The organism is Methylomonas koyamae (genome assembly GCF_019669905.1).
GTDB classification, from domain to species: Bacteria; Pseudomonadota; Gammaproteobacteria; order Methylococcales; family Methylomonadaceae; genus Methylomonas; species Methylomonas koyamae.
In genome coordinates, this window is sequence record NZ_AP019777.1 from 33,584 (window position 1) to 51,181 (window position 17,598).

14 protein-coding genes are annotated in these 17,598 nt (G+C 56.1%); 3 read left to right on the forward strand and 11 right to left on the reverse strand.

Annotation, left to right across the window (positions count from 1 at the left end; genetic code table 11):
- Positions 1 to 14: 14 nt before the first annotated feature.
- The 11 genes from MKFW12EY_RS00180 to MKFW12EY_RS00230 all read right to left on the reverse strand — a co-directional run bounded on the left by MKFW12EY_RS00180 (position 15) and on the right by MKFW12EY_RS00230 (position 15,819).
- Complete coding sequence (locus tag MKFW12EY_RS00180; protein ID WP_221053790.1) at positions 15 to 767, reverse strand: M48 family metallopeptidase; 753 nt, start codon at positions 765 to 767, stop codon at positions 15 to 17.
- 4 nt (positions 768 to 771) lie between these two features.
- Positions 772 to 4,107, reverse strand: coding sequence for a type I restriction endonuclease subunit R (locus tag MKFW12EY_RS00185; RefSeq protein ID WP_221053791.1), 3,336 nt, complete (start codon positions 4,105 to 4,107; stop codon positions 772 to 774).
- Complete coding sequence (locus tag MKFW12EY_RS00190) at positions 4,107 to 5,168, reverse strand: PDDEXK nuclease domain-containing protein (protein WP_221053792.1); 1,062 nt, start codon at positions 5,166 to 5,168, stop codon at positions 4,107 to 4,109. Before MKFW12EY_RS00190 ends, MKFW12EY_RS00185 begins: the two co-directional genes overlap by 1 nt.
- Positions 5,165 to 6,406, reverse strand: coding sequence for a restriction endonuclease subunit S (locus tag MKFW12EY_RS00195; RefSeq protein WP_221053793.1), 1,242 nt, complete (start codon positions 6,404 to 6,406; stop codon positions 5,165 to 5,167). Before MKFW12EY_RS00195 ends, MKFW12EY_RS00190 begins: the two co-directional genes overlap by 4 nt.
- A gap of 114 nt (positions 6,407 to 6,520) precedes the next feature.
- Positions 6,521 to 6,814, reverse strand: coding sequence for a GIY-YIG nuclease family protein (locus MKFW12EY_RS00200; RefSeq protein ID WP_054759215.1), 294 nt, complete (start codon positions 6,812 to 6,814; stop codon positions 6,521 to 6,523).
- A 96-nt stretch (positions 6,815 to 6,910) separates the two neighbouring features.
- The gene (locus tag MKFW12EY_RS00205) at positions 6,911 to 9,415 is read right to left on the reverse strand and encodes a type I restriction-modification system subunit M (RefSeq protein ID WP_054759213.1); all 2,505 of its coding nucleotides are present in this window, start codon (positions 9,413 to 9,415) and stop codon (positions 6,911 to 6,913) included.
- 1,067 nt (positions 9,416 to 10,482) lie between these two features.
- Complete coding sequence (guaA, locus tag MKFW12EY_RS00210; RefSeq protein WP_221053794.1) at positions 10,483 to 12,072, reverse strand: glutamine-hydrolyzing GMP synthase; 1,590 nt, start codon at positions 12,070 to 12,072, stop codon at positions 10,483 to 10,485.
- Positions 12,073 to 12,149: 77 nt separating this feature from the next.
- Complete coding sequence (locus MKFW12EY_RS00215) at positions 12,150 to 13,112, reverse strand: class I SAM-dependent methyltransferase (RefSeq protein ID WP_245006397.1); 963 nt, start codon at positions 13,110 to 13,112, stop codon at positions 12,150 to 12,152.
- Between the two features lie 79 nt (positions 13,113 to 13,191).
- Positions 13,192 to 14,658 carry an IMP dehydrogenase gene (gene guaB / locus MKFW12EY_RS00220; protein ID WP_221053795.1) on the reverse strand — a complete coding sequence of 489 codons (1,467 nt, stop codon included), beginning with the start codon at positions 14,656 to 14,658 and terminating at the stop codon, positions 13,192 to 13,194.
- A gap of 85 nt (positions 14,659 to 14,743) precedes the next feature.
- Positions 14,744 to 15,220, reverse strand: a complete 477-nt coding sequence (locus MKFW12EY_RS00225) for a hypothetical protein (protein ID WP_054759209.1) — start codon at positions 15,218 to 15,220, stop codon at positions 14,744 to 14,746.
- Positions 15,220 to 15,819, reverse strand: coding sequence for a CPBP family intramembrane glutamic endopeptidase (locus MKFW12EY_RS00230; RefSeq protein ID WP_054759207.1), 600 nt, complete (start codon positions 15,817 to 15,819; stop codon positions 15,220 to 15,222). The genes MKFW12EY_RS00225 and MKFW12EY_RS00230 overlap by 1 nt, the downstream gene beginning before the upstream one ends.
- Positions 15,820 to 15,905: 86 nt before the next feature.
- On the opposite strand from MKFW12EY_RS00230, the gene MKFW12EY_RS00235 reads away from it, so the two are divergent.
- From MKFW12EY_RS00235 to MKFW12EY_RS00245, 3 genes are all read left to right on the forward strand, one after another.
- Positions 15,906 to 16,178 carry a YcgL domain-containing protein gene (locus MKFW12EY_RS00235; protein WP_054759205.1) on the forward strand — a complete coding sequence of 91 codons (273 nt, stop codon included), beginning with the start codon at positions 15,906 to 15,908 and terminating at the stop codon, positions 16,176 to 16,178.
- 84 nt (positions 16,179 to 16,262) lie between these two features.
- Positions 16,263 to 17,285 carry a DUF2333 family protein gene (locus tag MKFW12EY_RS00240; RefSeq protein WP_054759203.1) on the forward strand — a complete coding sequence of 341 codons (1,023 nt, stop codon included), beginning with the start codon at positions 16,263 to 16,265 and terminating at the stop codon, positions 17,283 to 17,285.
- A gap of 9 nt (positions 17,286 to 17,294) precedes the next feature.
- Positions 17,295 to 17,597 (forward strand): DUF4389 domain-containing protein, encoded by a 303-nt coding sequence (locus MKFW12EY_RS00245; RefSeq protein WP_054759201.1) that lies wholly within the window; start codon positions 17,295 to 17,297, stop codon positions 17,595 to 17,597.
- Position 17,598: the final 1 nt, after the last annotated feature.

Here is a 17,598-nt window from a genome sequence, read left to right on the forward strand (position 1 = left end):
TATTCCGCCATGTTTTATATCCCCTCAACATCAATTCCGTGTTCGGCCAGCCAGGTCTTGCGCTGATAATAATCGGGCATTGCACGCTCAACGCGTAACCAAAAAGCGGGGGTGTGATGTGGCTCGTGCAAGTGAGCAATTTCATGGACGACCACGTACTCGGCAATACGGGCTGGCAGCAAGATGGTCTTCCAATGAAAATACAGCCAGTCGCCCTTTCCGCAAGAGCCCCAGCGATAGCCGAGGTCCTGAACCTTAACGCCAGCAGGAGCGACCTCCATGCGAGACTGGTAGTCGGCGACGCGGCCGGACAACCAAACACGGGCTCTCTCACTGTACCAGCGGATGAAGTGCTCCCGTGCTGTATCCTGCACATCTTGGCGTAGTGCGAAGCGGCCATTTGCCAGTTTCAACGGGGCATCTTGGTGTTCGACCAATTTCAGTCGATGGCTGCGTCCTAGGTATAAGAAACCCTCACCATTGACGAATTCCTTGCGTGGCACCTGGCGTTGCAATCGGTCCTTCTCGGCCAGCTTGGTGTAGATCCAGAAGCGTTTCTCGATAATAAAGTCACGGAGTTGGCTAATGCCAACATCCGGTGGCGCGCTCAGTATCAGTTCCCCCGTTCGCTCGACCGTGATTTGCATGGTCCGGCGTCTGGCGCTGCGCCGTATCGCAAACTGCAAATCGTCCACCTGAATGCATCGCTCTGCCGCAACGGATAAGCTGCCCATTCGATGGTCGGTTGGTTTTAGAGGTGCCGGCATTGCTCTACACCTGCACCAGCTTGTCGTGACTGGCGCGTGCCTGCTCCATCAACTTGTCTGCGAGCACGCCGGCCTTGTCGGTGTCTACCAACGGTGGCCGCAGGCGCATCAAGTGCTCGAAAAGCACGCCATCACGCAGATTTTCCTGGTCTGGCATTTTGCTGGGGCTCCAAATCTTCGGGTTAGCCTTCAACTCATCCACCAATAGGTTTACGAGTTCCACGGTCACATCCTTCAGGCGCAGTAACTCAGTTGCCGTTGGTGTTTGACCAGCAGAAACCACATCCAGGACGGTACGCAAAAACGGCGCACAATGCTCGGGCAAGTCGCTGGGGGCATCGGCAGTTCCCGCCTTACCGGTGCGCAGCTCGTCGATGATTTTCTGCAGTTGCGCAATGACCTCATTCCACTGTTCGCCCAAGTTTTTCAGGATATCGTTCAAGCGTTCCGAGAGTTTGCGGTACAGCACCGGGTCTTCGTCGGTGTGCTTGCGAATATGCGAGCGAATCGCGTGCTCCATTTCGGAAGCCTTGGCGCGGTCGTTGGCGGCACGCGCCACGTGGCTATCAAACTCCGCATCACTTAGCTGAATCGGCGGAATTTTTGGATCGATGCCCAGCGAAATCACGTGGTCGTCGATCAGCTTGCGTACCTTGGCGCCAATATCCTTGCCCAATACCGGCGTGTCCTTGTAACGATTTCGGGCACGCGCATAGATGTAAGCCAGACGCTTGGCGTCGCCAGAATACGGCAAGCCTTCAGGGCGCGGCAGCACGGTATCCAACGATGCCAGAAAGGCTTTGAGTTTGACCGCGAACTCGGCGCGCAACTTCTCGCTGCCCAAAGCCTCGACACAGGCTTCGGCGTCATCGAGCGATTCAATGCCATGCCGACGAAACAGGTCCACCACGCGCAGATGCCGGTCGCGCAGTACCGGCACTTCGTCCTTCAGGCTGGCCAGTGCACCTGCCACGTCTTCATCGGCATAAGCCGCCAATGCTTCTTTCAAATGTTGCGCCACGCCGTAATAGTCCACCACGATGCCGCAACGTTTGCCAAAGCCGGTACGGTTGACGCGAGCAATGGCCTGCAGCAGTTCCGCTTCGCGGATGGGTCGGTCCAGATACATAACGCCTTCGATGGGCGCATCGAAGCCGGTCAACAACATCGACTTCACGACCAAAAAGGCCAATGGGTCGGTTTTCTCCGGCTTGGCTCCCTTGCTATCACCCAGCAACAGAGGCTTCTTGAAGCGTTTGAGCAATTGCTCGTGCGCCGTGCCGTCTGTCCAACGCTTCCAGGCCGGGTCGTCATTGTTGCTGCCAGAAATGATGGGCGCGAATTCGATGCGGGCCAGCGTGTCGCGGTAGCGCCAAGCCTGCACCAGCGCCTGAACCTTGGCTGGACGTTGGCACAGCGCCTCGTCATCCAGCCCCTTGTCTTCGGTGGAAAGAGCCTGCGCTTCAGCCAGAAGCTCGTCACGCGCCTGCTGCAAGGCCTCGAAGTAGCGGATTGCCGCCAGGCGACTGTAAGCCACCACCTGCGCCTTATAGCCATTCGGCAGGATATTGGTGACGTAGTGGCGAATGATGTCGCGTGCCTTATCAGCGATCAGCGCTGGAGCGTCGAAAATGTGGCCCTTGGTGGCGTATTTTTGCTTGATCGCCTCCAGTTCCTCGGGCGTGTGCTGGCGAAACAAATCCTCGAATAACTCGTCCAGGCTGGCCCCGTCCTTGATCGCGCCGTTGGCCGTGCGGCCCTCGTACAGAACCGGTACCGTGGCGCCGTCGGCTTCGGCTTCCTTGATGGTGTAACGGTCGATGAACTCGCCGAAGATTTCATGGGTGCGTTTCTTCTCGCCCATGATGATCGGCGTGCCGGTGAAGCCGATGCGCGCGCAGTTGGGCAGCCCTGCCAGCAGGTTGGCATGCAGGTCGCCAGCCTGGGTGCGGTGGGCTTCGTCGACCAGCACCAGGATGCTGTCGTCCTCGTTCAGTACCTCGAACTTTTCGTCGGCTTTATAACCGGCCTTCGGTTGTTCTACTTTTGGCAAATCGTCGGCTGTCAGTGGCGCATCGCCCGCAATGTCGGAGTCACGGTATTTCTGGATTGTGGCAAAAATGAGTCCCGGCCCTTTACGCCGCGCCAACTCCTTCACGCCTGCCGTGCTCTCGGCCACGTCCACTACTTCGCCGGTCAGCGTGGCGGTCGCGGATAACTGGCCCTGCAAGTCCTTGCGGTCGGTGATGACGATCACCTTGAAGCGCCGCAACTGCGCATCCGCGCGCATCTTGCGCACCAGAAACACCATGGTGAGCGATTTACCGGAGCCCTGGGTGTGCCAGATGATGCCGCCGCGCTGGTCGTGTTCGCCATGTTGTCGTCGCGTCAGGCCGGTTTTGAGTCGAACCAGGGCGCGGTTGACGGCCCGGTATTGCTGATAGCGGCACACCGTCTTGATGGTTTGCCCGCCCGCCTGCATGAACAACATGAAGTTTTGCACCACATCCAGCAGATGGGCAGGTGTCAACAGCCCGGCAATCAAACGCTCCTGCTCGGAGAGAGCGGACTTACCCAAACCGTGAGCCACCTCGAGTTCCGAACCCGCGCCATCCGGGCCGACCACGGTCTTCCATTGGGCGTAATGCTCGAAGGCCGCACCCACGCAGCCCACCCTAGCCTCGTCGAAGCTGCTGGCCACCAACAACTGATTGGTGGCGAACAAGGGCTCGTTGCCCTCGTTGTCATCCACCTCGAAGGCGGCCTTGCGCTGATTGCTGTAGCGCCGCAGTTGATCCACCGCTTCCGCCAGCGGCTCGGGGATGGATGGGCTTTTGCACTCCGCCACCACCAGCGGGATGCCGTTCACCAGCAGCACTAGATCGGGCACGATGAACTGCTTGGCGCTGTTGAAGCCGGGCGGGCAATCCACGCGGTACTGGTTAATCACCGTGAAGCGGTTGTTGGCAGGGGTGTCCCAGTCGATGTAGCGAATCGTCTGGCCGCGGCCTCCGTCCCAGCCGGGCAGACCTTCAACGGTCAGGCCACGGATCAATAAAGCGGTGGCCTTTTCGTTGGCCTCCATCAACTTGTGCGTGCCCAGCCGGGTGATGGCGGCAACGGTTTCTTGCAGCCGTGCCTCATCCAGCCAGGGCAAACCGTCAGGCCCGGGATTCAGCGCGCGCAATTGTTCGCGCAGCAAACTCTCCTGAATCACCTCGGCAAAGCCGGTGCGGCCCGTGACCGACGGGTCGTCCAGGCTGCCTTCGATATGCCTCCAACCCAGCGCCTGCAACTGGGCCACGAAAGGTTTTTCTACATCGTCGAGTTCCCAGCCCATCAGTCGTTCTCCGTGTCGGGCTCATCGGACAGAGCGCCCAGTTCCCGTTCAATTTGTTCAATGCTGGGCAGGCCGGTTTGCAGTTCCGCCGGTAGCGATTCCAGCAGTTTGTATTCGGCAATACCCATGGGCTGGTTTTTCTCGCGCAGAGCGTATTCGGCCACCACCTTGTTTTTGCTTTTGCACAGCAGCAAACCAATGGTCGGGTTGTCGTGCTCGTTCTTAACCTGGGCATCCACCACGGTGAGATAGAAGCTCAATTGCCCAAGGTGCTCGGGTTTAAATTTATCCGCCTTCAGCTCAATCACCACATAGCTACGTAATTTCAGGTGATAGAACAACAGGTCAATAAAAAAATCATCGCCGCCTACTTCTAAATGCACCTGCCGCCCTACAAAGGCAAAGCCCGCGCCCAGTTCCAGAAGAAAGCGGGTAATGTGCTGCACCAAGCCGGACTCGATCTCCCGTTCGTCGGCATCTTTGCCCAAACGCAAGAAATCAAACAAATAAGGGTCTTTTAGTGACTGCCGCGCCAAATCCGTGCCCGGCGGGGGGATACGTTGGACGAAGTTGGTAACCGCCTTGCCTTCACGTTCCAGAAAACGGGTTTCGATCTGCATTTCCAGAATTGAACGGGACCAACCATGTTCAATGGCCCGCTGGGCATAAGCCAGCCGTTGTTCTGCGTTTTTTAATTTGCTGAGCAACACCAGATTGTGGCCCCAAGGCAATTGTCCAACAGGCTGTTGGACAATTGCCTGCTCCGGCCAAGCCTCGGCAAAAGCGCGCATATACATCAAGTTAGCGCGGGAAAAGCCCTTCATGTCCGGGAAGGCGGTGCGTAAATCATGCGCCAGCCGTTCGATGACCTTGGCGCCCCAGCCTTCCCGGCCTTGCCGCTCCAAAATGTCGCGGCCAATCTGCCAGTACAACAGCACCAGCTCGCGGTTCACCGCCAGCGCGGCGCGCTGCTGGGCGGAGTGGATGCGCATCTTCAGCTCGGCCAGCCAGTCGGTGTAACCGCTGGGGGGCGGGGTGAGGGAAACGGGGCGGTCGGTCATGGGATGGTTCCCTCTAGCAGGGGCGTGACGCGGACGCGGCCGGTGAGGAGATCGTCCATTAGGCCGGATTTTTTTTTAATCAGTTTGTTTAGTGTTCGCCTCTCACATGCCAGTTTGCTCATTGAAGCATCTAAAATCTTTGCAATAGCATCCGCTTCTTCGACAGGAGGGCATGGGACGATTAGAAGCCTTACCGTCTCAATACCCAAGGCGGGTTGGGAAGTTGTATTCGTAACCTCCAATATCTGCTTTTCAAATTGCCGAGAGTCGACGAAGTGAAAAAGAAAAGAGCTATTGTGTTTTGGCTGGATCAGTAAAACATTTGCCGTAAGCGCGTAGCGACCTTTTGAAAGTAGCTTGGGTTGCCCTATGGTTCCAATTTTTCCGTAGATTATGTCGCCTTGCCTTACAGAGAAGCGACGCTCCTGCTTTTCCAGTGCGCTCCAAATTACTTTTCTGCATGTTGTTATATTGATTTCCCCGGTGTCATCGAAATCACCAATTCCAATATAAGGTGCTCCTTCCTCCTGCTCTCTGGGAGTCCTGTGATCTGGTTGAGGATCAACAACATCTGCAACATGTTGCAACGTTCGCACATCCCACTCCTTCGGAATCCATCCCAGCGGCGACTGCTTGTAGAGATGCGGCGCCTCGCTCTGGGAGGGGCGCAGTTCGCCGTTGGCGGCTATGCCACGCGTCAGCAGGTCGTCAAGCAGGGCCTGCTGCACGGCCTTGAGTTTGGCGATGATCGCCTCGGTTTCGTGGATGGCGGTGTCGAGGGTGTCGAGGACGTTGGCTATTCCTTCTTGCTCAGATTCGATGGGAAGGTTGATCTCAATCCGTCTGAGTTCGCCTTGAGTCAGTTTTGTTCTGGTCCCTCCTACGATGTATTTTCGGATGTCTTTGTTTACTATGCTCCAAAAAATGAAGCTCTGACATACGCCAGTTTTTGCCCGGATGATGTGAGCATGATTATTGACCCAAGACGGGCCATCGATTCGGTATGCGATTGGCCGGGTAGCAAAGTCGTCGAAATTTCCGCCGTCTTCAGCCAATAGGATGAGTGGCTCATTGAAAAGAGGTCGGTCAATCCAACCTTGAAAGCCGTTCGCACCGTAGTACGGAACCGTGCCCGCACGGCCCATACGTTCCGTCCCATTGATTGGGACTCGGAGGTTGTCCAAGATGTCTACCACATCCGCTAACTGAGCTGTTGGAAACGGCGATGCCTCAGACATACCTCAACCCCTTCAAGAATCCCTGCAACACAGAAGTCGTCATTCCCGCGAATGCGGGAATCCAGCGAGGGTTGAGGGCGCGTGCTGGGTCCCCGTTTTCACGGGGACGACGGATTAGGGCATTTTGATGTCCTCCCACAGATCGCGCCAGTTTGGGTTTTGGTGTTCGATTAAATCCAGCTTCCATTTACGGTTCCATTTTTTCAACTGCTTTTCGCGGGTAATTGCGGCGTTCATGTCGGCATGCAGCTCGTAGTAAACCAAGGTATGCACACGGTACTGTTTGGTAAAACCTTCGACCAGGTCGTTTTTGTGTTGCCAAATTCGTTGTACTAAATTACTGGTAACGCCGATGTATAAGGTGCCGTTGCGTTGGCTGGCGAGGATGTATACGGCAGGTTGTTTCATTGGGTTGCGGCAACCAGCAATTTTAAGTCATTCATGCGAATAGCCTTACCATCCATGGCTTCTGGGTTCCGGAAATCCCTGCCGGAACGACGGCCGTTAAACGTATCCCAACCCGCTCAAAAACCCCTGCAACACCTTGACTGCCTCATCGCGCTTGCTTTCAATTTCGGTCAGCGTTACCCGGTACTTATCCCACCAGTTCTCGAACGCGGCGACGATGCCCTTGCGCTGTGCGGCGATGTAGCGCTCGACGATGGCTTTCATGTCGTTATGCAGGATGGTCAACAGCAACTCGGCAGCGGCTTCCATCGTCAGGCCATCCACTGCGTCGTCGATGTGCTGCTTGAAGCTATCGTTTTTGGCCTTGAGTTGTTTCTTGACGGCGGCGAGTTCTTTCTTCCACGCTTTGAGCTGTTCTTCGTCCACGGCGTTTTCTTCGTCAGCCTCGTCCTCCGCCGCCTCGGCGGTTTCGCCGTCCTCGCCTTCGGCAGCCTTGGGGCTGGCGGCCTTGATCTGGCTGTCCAGTTCGGCCTTTTGGGCTTCCAGTTCGGTGATGGCCTCGACGAAATCACTCATCAGGAACTTGACCAGTTTGTGCTCCAGCGGGCTTTCCTTGCTGGCTTTGTCTTCCAGCGCGGTGACGATGCTGGTGCGCCAGGCGTCGGCCACGCCTTTGGCGCCGCGCGCCATCAGGGTGAGGAAGTCGTACTTGGTTTGGTACCAAAAGCCGGCCACAATGCCGCGCACCTGGAAGGGATCGAGCAGGCCGATGGTTTCCAGACTTTGGCTGAAGCTGGCCAGCAGGTCGTTACGCAAGGCCACCAGGCTGGCGGCGTTGTCCATTTGCCCGGATAGGGCGGTGATGCGGCCGCTGTGTTCTTGCCACCATTGCTCGAAGGCAGCGCGGATGGCGGCCTCTTTGGCCACCAAGCCGGCATTGGTTTCGATAGCGGGCTTGAGAGCCTGCCGCTTGTCGAGGGCGGGTACAAAGTCGAAATACTTGGAGTCGCGTTCCACCAGCAGGTCTAGCGGATTTAAGCCGTGGGCGTTGAACAAACTGAATTTGTAGGCCACCTCTGACTTGGGTATGCCGCCGACCAGATGGGCGCGCACGTCGTGCGGCTCGGGCGGTGGGGCGTTATCGGCATAGCGGCGAATGTTGAGGTTGTAGTCATTCTCTTTCAGCGCGGCGTTGGCGACGATGGCCGAGAAGCCGTCGATTTGTTTGAACTCATCAAAAGTCGTGACGATTTTCTCGATGTGCTCGGGCAGCAGGTAGTTCTGGGCGCGGCCTTCGAAAAATTCGCGGTCGGCATTGATGAATAGCACCTTGCCCTGGCGCTCGGCGGGTTTGCCGCTGACGCGGTGGGCGCCGTTCTGCACCTGCTGGCGCAACACCAGAATGCAGGCGGGAATGCCGGTGCCGTAGAACAGGTTGGGGGCGACGCCGATGACGGCTTCGAGCAAGTCGTCTTCGATGATGCCGGCGCGGATGGTTTTTTCCTCGCCGCCCCGGAACAGTACGCCATGCGGCATGACCGTGGCTACCATGCCGCCGTCGCGGGTGACCGCCAGCATGTGCTGCAGAAACATCAGGTCGGCCTTTTTGGCGCCCAGCGGCACCTGGCCGTAGCGGAAGCGCTCGGCTTCGAATTTGGGTTTCCAGGCCGGCTTACCGTCGGCATCTTTCTCGGTATTGCCCCAGTGGATGGAAAACGGCGGATTGGTCAGCACCCGGTCGAAGTGCATCAACTCGCCGCCTTCGACGTGCTGTGGCTCGGCCAGCGTGTCCTCGTTTTGCAGGTTGGCGGTGCTGATGCCGTGCAACAACATGTTCATTTTGGCGATGGACCACACCGTGCCGTTAAATTCCTGGCCGAACAGGTTAGCCTTGCGGCCGTCTTCGCCATGCTCGTCGACGAATTCCTTGGCGGCGATCAGCATGCCGCCGGAGCCGCAGCAGGGGTCGTAGATGTCGTGTTTCAGTTCGGGCTTGATCAGTCGCACCATCATCCGCACCACCGAGCGCGGCGTATAGAACTCGCCGCCTTTCTTGCCGGCCGAATCGGCGAATTCGCCAATCAGGTATTCGTAGGCTGCGCCCAGCAGGTCGGGAAACTCAAAGTCTTCGTTGCGCAGCCGGTACAGGCTGAAATGGGTGATGAGCTGCTGCAGCTTGATATCGGGGATTTTGCTCTGGCCGATCTTGCGGGTGAAGTCGATATGCTCCAGTACGTCGTAGAGGCTGACGTTTTCGCCCTCGATCCCGGCCAGCGCTTTGCTTAGAAGATTGCCGACGTTGGTTTGGCGCGAGTTGTCGACCAAGTAGCTGTAGCGCGACTCTTTCGGCACCCAGAAATAGCCGTCTTTTTTGTACCAACGTTTGTTCTCGGCCGAGGCTTCCGCTTCGGCGAGCGGCTTGCCTGCATTGAGTTCGAGCTGGATCACTTCTTCTCGGCGCTGTTCGAACACGTCGGAACAACGCTTGAGGAACAGCATCCCGAAGATGTATTCCTTGAATTCGGAGGCATCCATCTTGCCGCGTAGGATATCGGCGGCTTTGAAAAGGTGGCGTTCTAGTTGAGGTAAGGTTAAGGGCATTTAGCGTTCCTACTATTCATTGGCTTGATAGTAACAATTAATCTTTGTTTTGAAGATAGTTCGGTCGATTGGCTTGCTGTATAGCTTTTGGGGCGCAGGCTCTAGTCGCTTGGTTTTTCAACGGAATCCTCTGCCTGCTATTGCACTACGTTTTCAGGAATTAACGACTCAAGCAGATTTGGAAATGTGGCCGGCCATCGAAAATAAAGCACTTGCCCCAAGCTTGAGTAACCGCCGCTGCAGATTTCCCGTTTTTTTGGGGCGCACTTACCGAAGGTAGCGAAGGTAAGACCTGCCAGCCGTGTAAAGACTCTTGGTCAAAAACTGCTGCTACGGTGTCGGAAATAAGACAAAGATCTGACTGGAAATTTAGCATTTGCAGCTAAGTGTCTGACAGCAAAAAAGGTTGTAACGTTATCCACAAAAACTGTGGATAACACTGGGGATAAAAAGTTTTTTAAGCCGCTAAATGCCTAATTTTTGGGGCGTTTGCTTAGATTGACTCGATTTTAGCCACGAATTTATCTAATTCAAAATCAATAACTTACACGCGAAAAAGCATGGCTTGGAGACTAAGATCGCACCATGATTGCGCATCGATAGTGTCAAGTGGTTTTTTGTGAATAATTAAAATAAATGCCTTGCATTTTTCCATGTGCCGTCTAGCCCTTTTTCGCCCAAAACCATGTTAACTATGTTTGCCGCCCGGTCATTCCTTTGTCATTAACTACCCTGTTAATGTCGCTATTTGAGCGCCAAAACCAGCCAATGCTTTGGTCGTGTTTCCCGACGATCGGATTGATTCAGCACTCAATAAAGGCTTCTTCTAGCTCAATTAGTGGCTGGAATGGTTTTTCATCAACCTGTCAGGCCAATGCGTTTTCCATCGTTATGCCATCATTCAAATGATGGTAGGTGGGTTCGAACTGCGTGATACTGGTGTCGCACATTTCCGCGTTTGTGCAGCTTTATGGAAAAAACACAGCAAAAGCGGCTGTTGTTTTTGCTGTGCGAAACCTTTGTGTAACTTTAATTGTTAATTAATTCAAATAATTAACTTTAAGTTATTACTCCCACTCAATCGTCGCCGGCGGCTTGCCGGAAATGTCGTAAGTCACCCTGGAAATCCCCGGTACTTCGTTGATGATGCGGCGGGATACCAAATCCAAAAAGTCGTAAGGCAAATGCGCCCAACGGGCGGTCATGAAGTCTATGGTTTCGACGGCGCGCAGGGCCACGACGTAGTCGTATCTGCGGCCGTCGCCCATCACGCCGACCGATTTGACCGGCAGGAACACCGCGAAGGCTTGGCTGACTTGGTTGTACAAATCATGGCGATACAGTTCTTCGATGAAGATGGCGTCGGCTTTGCGCAGCAGGTCGGCGTAGGATTTTTTGACTTCGCCGAGAATGCGCACGCCCAGGCCGGGGCCGGGGAAGGGGTGGCGGTAGATCATGTCGGCGGGCAGGCCCAGTTCCAGGCCGAGTTTGCGGACTTCGTCCTTGAACAGTTCGCGCAAGGGTTCGACCAGTTTCAAGGTCATGTTTTCCGGCAGGCCGCCGACGTTGTGGTGGGATTTGATCAAATGCGCCTTGCCGCTCTTGGCGCCGGCCGATTCGATTACGTCCGGGTAAATCGTGCCTTGCGCCAGCCACCGAGCATCGGTCAGTTTGCCGGCTTCCTCGTCGAAAATCTCGACGAACAGCCCGCCGATGATCTTGCGTTTTTGTTCCGGGTCGTTGACGCCGGACAGCGCGGCCATGTAGCGGGCCTCGGCATCGACGCGGATGACTTTGATGCCCATGTGCTGAGCGAACATTGCCATGACCTGGTCGCCCTCGTGCAGGCGCAGCAGGCCGGTATCGACGAAGACACAGGTCAGTTGCTCGCCGATAGCTCGATGCAGTAAAGCCGCCACCACCGAGGAATCGACGCCGCCGGACAAGCCGAGAATGACTTGGTCGCTACCGACTTTTTCCCGTACCGCGTTAATGCTGTCTTCGATGATGTTGCTGGCGTTCCACAGCGCCGCGCAGCCGCAGATGTCCAATACGAAACGGCTCAGAATGCGGCCGCCTTGCTTGGTGTGGGTGACTTCCGGGTGGAATTGCAGCGCGTAGAAATTGCGCTCCTCGTCGGCGATGCCGGCAATCGGCGCGCCGTCGGAGCTGGCGATCAGTTTGAAACCGGCCGGTAGTTCCACCACGCGGTCGCCGTGGCTCATCCACACGTCCAGCAGGCCGTAACCTTCCGCCGAGACGTGGTCTTCGATTTCCTTTAACAATTTGGAGTGGCCGCGGGCGCGGATTTGGGCGTAGCCGAATTCGCGGTGGTCGGACGATTCGACCTTGCCGCCCAATTGCTCGGCCATGGTCTGCATGCCGTAGCAGATACCGAGCACCGGCACGCCCAATTCGAACACGGCTTGCGGCGCGCGCGGGGTGTCGCTGCTGGTCACGGTCTCCGGCCCGCCGGACAGGATGATGCCTTTGGCGCCGAAGTTTTTGACTTCGGCGTCGCTACTGTCGCAGGAATAAATCTCGCAATAGACGCCGATTTCGCGGATGCGGCGGGCGATCAGTTGCGTGTACTGCGAACCGAAGTCGAGGATCAGGATTTTGTCGGAATGGATGTTGGCGGCGGCAGAATTTGTCACGGGCTAACCTTCGAAGATGCTGGAGAGGCCTTAACCGGTTAAGGCCTGTTTGAATTGGCAAGTAGCGCGGTTGGCTGTCACAGCAGCCGATGTTCGCGGTAAAGTTGATCGAGCAAGACTTTGCTGTCGGCGACTTGTTGGCTCAAATTGCGTTCGGCAATCGCGCGTTGCAACTTTTTCACGAAGCGTAGATACGGCGCAGCCCGCATGTAATGGCGCAAATTGGTATGCCCTTTGACGATATTGCCGATGCGTTCGGCATTGCCGGCCACAGTCCAATTCTCTGCCGACGGGGCTTCCGCCGCCTGGAAAAACATCGTCAAATTGCCGCCGTCTGCCGACAGCAAATGGCCCACTGCACGCAGGCCGGCTTTCTCGCCCATCTTCTGCAAAGTCTGCACGTTGAAGTTGAACAAATGCGCTTCGTGGAAGCTGCTGGCCGGCGATTGGCAGACCGCTTCGACATTCGGTACTTCCACCACCAGCGTCGCGTCCAGTTTCAGTAACTTGCGCAAAATGCCGAGCACGGAACACGGGTCTTCGGTGTGTTCCAGCACATGCCAGATGGTGATCAAGTCGAAGCTGGCTTCGGCAAAGTCGCCATCCTGGACAAAGCCGACCTGCAAGTTCAACTGGTACTGGGCTTTGGAATATTCGGCATAGCCTTTATTCGGCTCGATGCCTTGAATATCGTGGCCCAGAGCCTTCATCAGGTAGGCGAACTCGCCGCCGCCGGTGCCAACGTCGAGCATGGTTTTGCGGCTTTGCAGCAAATGCTTGATCTTGTCGTGGCGCTCTATCGCCACCCGGCCGGCCCGCAATATGTGCTTGGCTTTGGGGGCATAGGTTTTTTTGTAATCCAGCCGGTATTCTTCCTCGTAAAATTTCCGGGGATCGTGCGGGAACGGATCGCTCCAGACCAAGCCGCATTGGTCGCAAATCACGGTGCGCAATGGCGCGCCGCTTCGGCTACGCATGGACAGCACGCTAACGTGCCGGTTGCCGCATAAATTGCAGGGGGTCGAAGAAGTTTCTGACATTGCGCTGACTTGGGGTGTGAAGGTTGCGATTCGTAGCGGACCGGGTGCGGTCCGCTGCCTAAACCGGCGGTGGCCGGTTTTAGTTCATATGGTAATTCGGCGCTTCTTTGGTAATCGTCACGTCATGGACGTGGCTTTCGCGCATGCCGGCGTTGGTTACGCGCACGAATTGCGCATTTTCCCGCATCTCGGCGATGGTGCTGTTACCGGTATAGCCCATGCTGGAACGCACGCCGCCCAATAATTGGTGGATGATGGCCAACACGCTGCCTTTATAAGGTACGCGGCCTTCGATGCCTTCCGGCACCAATTTCTCGACTTGGTCGGTGTCTTCCTGGAAGTAGCGGTCGCTGGAGCCTTGCTGCTGCGACATCGCGCCCAGCGAGCCCATGCCGCGGTAGGACTTGTAGGAGCGGCCTTGGAACAGTTCCACTTCCCCCGGCGCTTCTTCGGTACCGGCGAACAATCCGCCCAGCATGACGGCATAGGCGCCGGCCGCCAGGGCTTTGGCGACATCGCCGGAGTAACGGATACCGCCGTCGGCGATCAGGGGCACGCCGGTGCCCTTCAACGCGGCGGCGACGTTGGCGACCGCAGTGATTTGCGGCACGCCGACGCCGGCGACAATGCGGGTGGTACAAATGGAACCGGGGCCGATACCGACTTTGACGCCGTCGGCGCCGGCTTCGACCAATGCTTTGGCCGCCGCCGCGGTAGCGATGTTGCCGCCGATGACCTGCACCTGCGGAAAGTTTTGTTTGACCCAGCGTACCTTGTCCAGCACGCCCTGGGAATGGCCGTGGGCTGTGTCGACAATAATCACGTCGACGCCGCCTTCCACCAACGCTGCGGCCCGCTCGCCGGTATCCGTGCCGGTACCGACCGCGGCACCGACCAGCAAGCGCTCCTGTTCGTCTTTGCAGGCTTGCGGGTTGTCTTTGGCTTTTTGGATATCCTTGACGGTAATCATGCCGCGCAAATGAAAGTCATCGTTGACCACCAATACTTTTTCGATGCGGTGGGTATGCAGTTTTTCGATGACTTCTTTATGGGTAAACGATTCGTTTACCGTCACCAGTTTATCCTTGGGTGTCATGATTTGGCTGATCGCCACGTCCAGCCGGGTTTCGAAACGCAAATCGCGGCTGGTGACGATACCGACCAACTCTTCGCCGTCGACTACGGGTACCCCGGAGATGTTTTTGGCCCGGGTCAATTCCATGACTTCCCGCACCGTGACGTAGGGCGATACCGTAATCGGATCCTTGATTACGCCGCTCTCGTATTTCTTTACCCGCCTGACTTCCGCCGCTTGTTGCTCGACGGTCATGTTTTTGTGAATGATGCCGATGCCGCCTTCCTGAGCGATGGCGATTGCCAAGCGGGCTTCGGTTACGGTGTCCATCGCCGCCGAGACCAGCGGAATATTCAGTTTGATTTTGCGGGTGAGCTGGGTTTTCAGCTCGACTTCGCGCGGCAGCACGCTGGAATGGGCGGGAATCAATAAAACGTCGTCAAAGGTGAGAGCTTCTTGAATGATTTGCATAAATCACACCTGGGGGCTAATCGTGGATAAGCCAGCCATTGTACAACTTTACCGAGGTTCCGAAAAACCGGAAATAGTCAAGGACTTACTCGCCCCGGTTGTCTCGCGCCGAAAGTGCGGCGGCAATGGCGCGATATTCCGCCATTTTCGGCCGGTGCAGGAATATTCCCAAGCCATGCATCAGGCTGAATATGTATAAGGTGTTGAAGCCGTCGCCCAGCACGATCATGATCGGCCCGAACAGGCCGACCCATTCGATCAGCGCTTGGCTGACCGCGATCGTCGTGAAATAGCGTTGCCCCGCCGTTTTCGGACCGGGCATGGTCTGGTTCAGCCGCAGCAAAATATGTTTGGTCAGATTGGTTAACGGAAACAATACGATCGCGACGGCGTACAGCACGCTACGCACCAATACCCGCCGTTCTTCGCTGACCGTAATCTGTAGCTCATTGCCCCAGACCTGGCAAACGACGTTGTAAACAATCAGCATCAGCAGCATGGCGGCGCAGACCAGCCAATGGCTGCGTAAAGCGGCGGACGGCGTTGGGGCGATGGCGGACATTAAGCGCTCCTGTCGAGACGGTTACGGTAATCGCGCAGAATAACAACAAAGGCCACGAAGTCGTAAGCCGCGTGTATCACGACCGGCGTCAGCAAATTGCGTTCGCCGCCGTAGTCCAGCAGGGTTCCCAAATACAATCCCATCAGAAACGCCAGCAATGCATATAAAGGTGTTACGGCGTGCACCAGAGCAAAAACGACGTTGCTGAACAGCAAACCGAGCTCGGCATTCCAGCGTAATTCCAGCCATGGTTGCAAAAAGCCGCGGAACAGCGCCTCTTCGGCGAAACCGGCGATGCAGGCCAAAACCAGCAAGTCGGCCCAATGCCGGTCGCTCAACCTGGCGCCCAGAGTTTCCAGCAGCAATTCGCGGATGGTTTGCAACGGCGGATACGCCAAATGTTGCAACGCAAAAAACAACAGCAATAGCGGCACCGTCGCCAGTAGCCCGATTGCGACGGCGCTTTCCGAAAAATACCAGTCCTGAAACGGATCGACGTCGGCCAACCAGCCGAACAGCAAAGCCAAGCCCGCTAATGCCGACTCGAAATAGCAAGCGGCCTTAAAAAAGTTATCTGTGGAAAACGGGCTGGATTTCATCGGCGGAAACGGCCTAGATCGACAAGGGCTGAAAATTCTAAACAAAAACCGTTAAAATTGGCAGGGTTACCTCAGGAGTGGCAAACATGAACTGCTTTATCTACAAGAGCCTGAAGAAGGACGAACTTTACCTGTATTTGGATAAAAAAGACGATTTTTCGGCAATTCCGGCCGAACTGTACAAAAGTTTGGGCCGCTTGGAGTTTGTCATGGAGTTGGAACTGACGCCGCAACGTAAGCTGGCGCGAGCCGATTCGGCCAAAGTTATCGCCAGCCTGCAAGCCAAGGGTTTCTTCGTGCAGATGCCGCCGACGCTGTTCTCCGCCGTCCAAGCCGACGCCGCCCGGCAACTACACTGAAAGCGAGCTAGCCATCACAATCCGTGCTAACATGCCGGCATTCGGCCGCTAGGGCCTTTTTGTTCTCATCCGGATACGTAACACATGTCAGACAATTCATTCGCACTCGAAGAAGACAGTAAGTCTAAAGGCATACTCTGGGGATTCGGTACGCTGGTAGGCATCGTCCTTGTGGTCATGCTGATTTTAGGCGAATGGTGGAGCCGGGAGCCCGCGCAGTTCAACGTTCAGGACGAAGCGATCGAACGGATGAATGTGACCCATACCGACCAGATGCCGATCGGTTACGTCTATGCCAATACGCTGGCCCACATCGCCGACGTGATTTTGTTCAAAGCCGGCGGTTATTTATCCAACGACGTCGCCCCGCCGGGCCTGTTCTGCGACAACATCCAGAACTTCGAATACGGCGCTTTGGTTATGCTGCGCGACGGCACCACCGCATTACGTAACCACTTTGCCAGAGACCAGTCGCAATCGGCGGAAGACCCGGATTTAGCGAAAGCGGAACCTTATTTTTATTACGAGCGCAATTCCTGGGCCTTGCCGTCCACCGAGTCGGAATATATTAAAGGTATCGAGGCGTTACATGGCTATATGTCGCGGCTGCAAAATCCGACTTCGACCTCGAGAGCGGCCCAATTCCACTCCCGCGCCGACAACTTGTGGCAATACACCGAGGTCGTGATCAAGCGTCTGGGTGGTTTGTCGACCCGTCTCGCCGCCAGTACCGATAAATTTGCCGGCGCCGCGCACGGCGATCCTTCCAACCCGGTCGATATCAACATGCCAACCATCGGCCAGACGCCTTGGATGGAAATCGATAACGTATTCTACGAAGCGCGCGGCTCCTGCTGGGCCTTGCTGCACATCCTGCGCGCGATCAAGCACGATTTTTCCGACATTCTGCTGGATAAGCGGGCAATGAATACGCTGGATAACATGATCCAGGCGCTGGAAAACGCGTTGACGCCAACGCTGAGCCCGGTGGTACTGAACGGTGACGGCTTCGGCATTTTTGCCAACTACTCGCTGGCCATGGCCAACTACATTGCCCGTGCCAATGCTGCCGCACTCGACTTGCGCGACGTGATGAACAGAGGTTAAACCGCGGCCATGCAGGAACAAATCAACGAAAATCTGAAAAAAATCGAAACCTGGAAACGGGTGATATTTATGTTGGTTTTCGCCGCAATAGACAGTTTGGTCAAACTGCTGTTGTGGCTGGTGATTTTGCTGCAGGTCGGTTCGGTACTGTTTACCGGCGCCGCCAACGCCAACATTCTCAACTTCGGCCGCAGCTTGTCGACCTACCACTACCACATCCTGCTGTTTTTGACTTTCAATACCGAGCAATTGCCGTTTCCGTTTTCCGATTGGAACGAAACCGCCAAGCTGGAGTTGCTCGACAAACCCTAAG

Coding starts and splice junctions, on each gene's coding strand:
- MKFW12EY_RS00180 (WP_221053790.1), bottom strand. CDS start 767: ATGCCGGCACCTCTAAAACCAACCGACCATCGAATGGGCAGCTTATCC.
- MKFW12EY_RS00185 (WP_221053791.1), bottom strand. CDS start 4,107: ATGGGCTGGGAACTCGACGATGTAGAAAAACCTTTCGTGGCCCAGTTG.
- MKFW12EY_RS00190 (WP_221053792.1), bottom strand. CDS start 5,168: ATGACCGACCGCCCCGTTTCCCTCACCCCGCCCCCCAGCGGTTACACC.
- MKFW12EY_RS00195 (WP_221053793.1), bottom strand. CDS start 6,406: ATGTCTGAGGCATCGCCGTTTCCAACAGCTCAGTTAGCGGATGTGGTA.
- MKFW12EY_RS00200 (WP_054759215.1), bottom strand. CDS start 6,814: ATGAAACAACCTGCCGTATACATCCTCGCCAGCCAACGCAACGGCACC.
- MKFW12EY_RS00205 (WP_054759213.1), bottom strand. CDS start 9,415: ATGCCCTTAACCTTACCTCAACTAGAACGCCACCTTTTCAAAGCCGCC.
- MKFW12EY_RS00215 (WP_245006397.1), bottom strand. CDS start 13,112: ATGTCAGAAACTTCTTCGACCCCCTGCAATTTATGCGGCAACCGGCAC.
- guaB (WP_221053795.1), bottom strand. CDS start 14,658: ATGCAAATCATTCAAGAAGCTCTCACCTTTGACGACGTTTTATTGATT.
- MKFW12EY_RS00225 (WP_054759209.1), bottom strand. CDS start 15,220: ATGTCCGCCATCGCCCCAACGCCGTCCGCCGCTTTACGCAGCCATTGG.
- MKFW12EY_RS00230 (WP_054759207.1), bottom strand. CDS start 15,819: ATGAAATCCAGCCCGTTTTCCACAGATAACTTTTTTAAGGCCGCTTGC.
- MKFW12EY_RS00235 (WP_054759205.1), top strand. CDS start 15,906: ATGAACTGCTTTATCTACAAGAGCCTGAAGAAGGACGAACTTTACCTG.
- MKFW12EY_RS00240 (WP_054759203.1), top strand. CDS start 16,263: ATGTCAGACAATTCATTCGCACTCGAAGAAGACAGTAAGTCTAAAGGC.
- MKFW12EY_RS00245 (WP_054759201.1), top strand. CDS start 17,295: ATGCAGGAACAAATCAACGAAAATCTGAAAAAAATCGAAACCTGGAAA.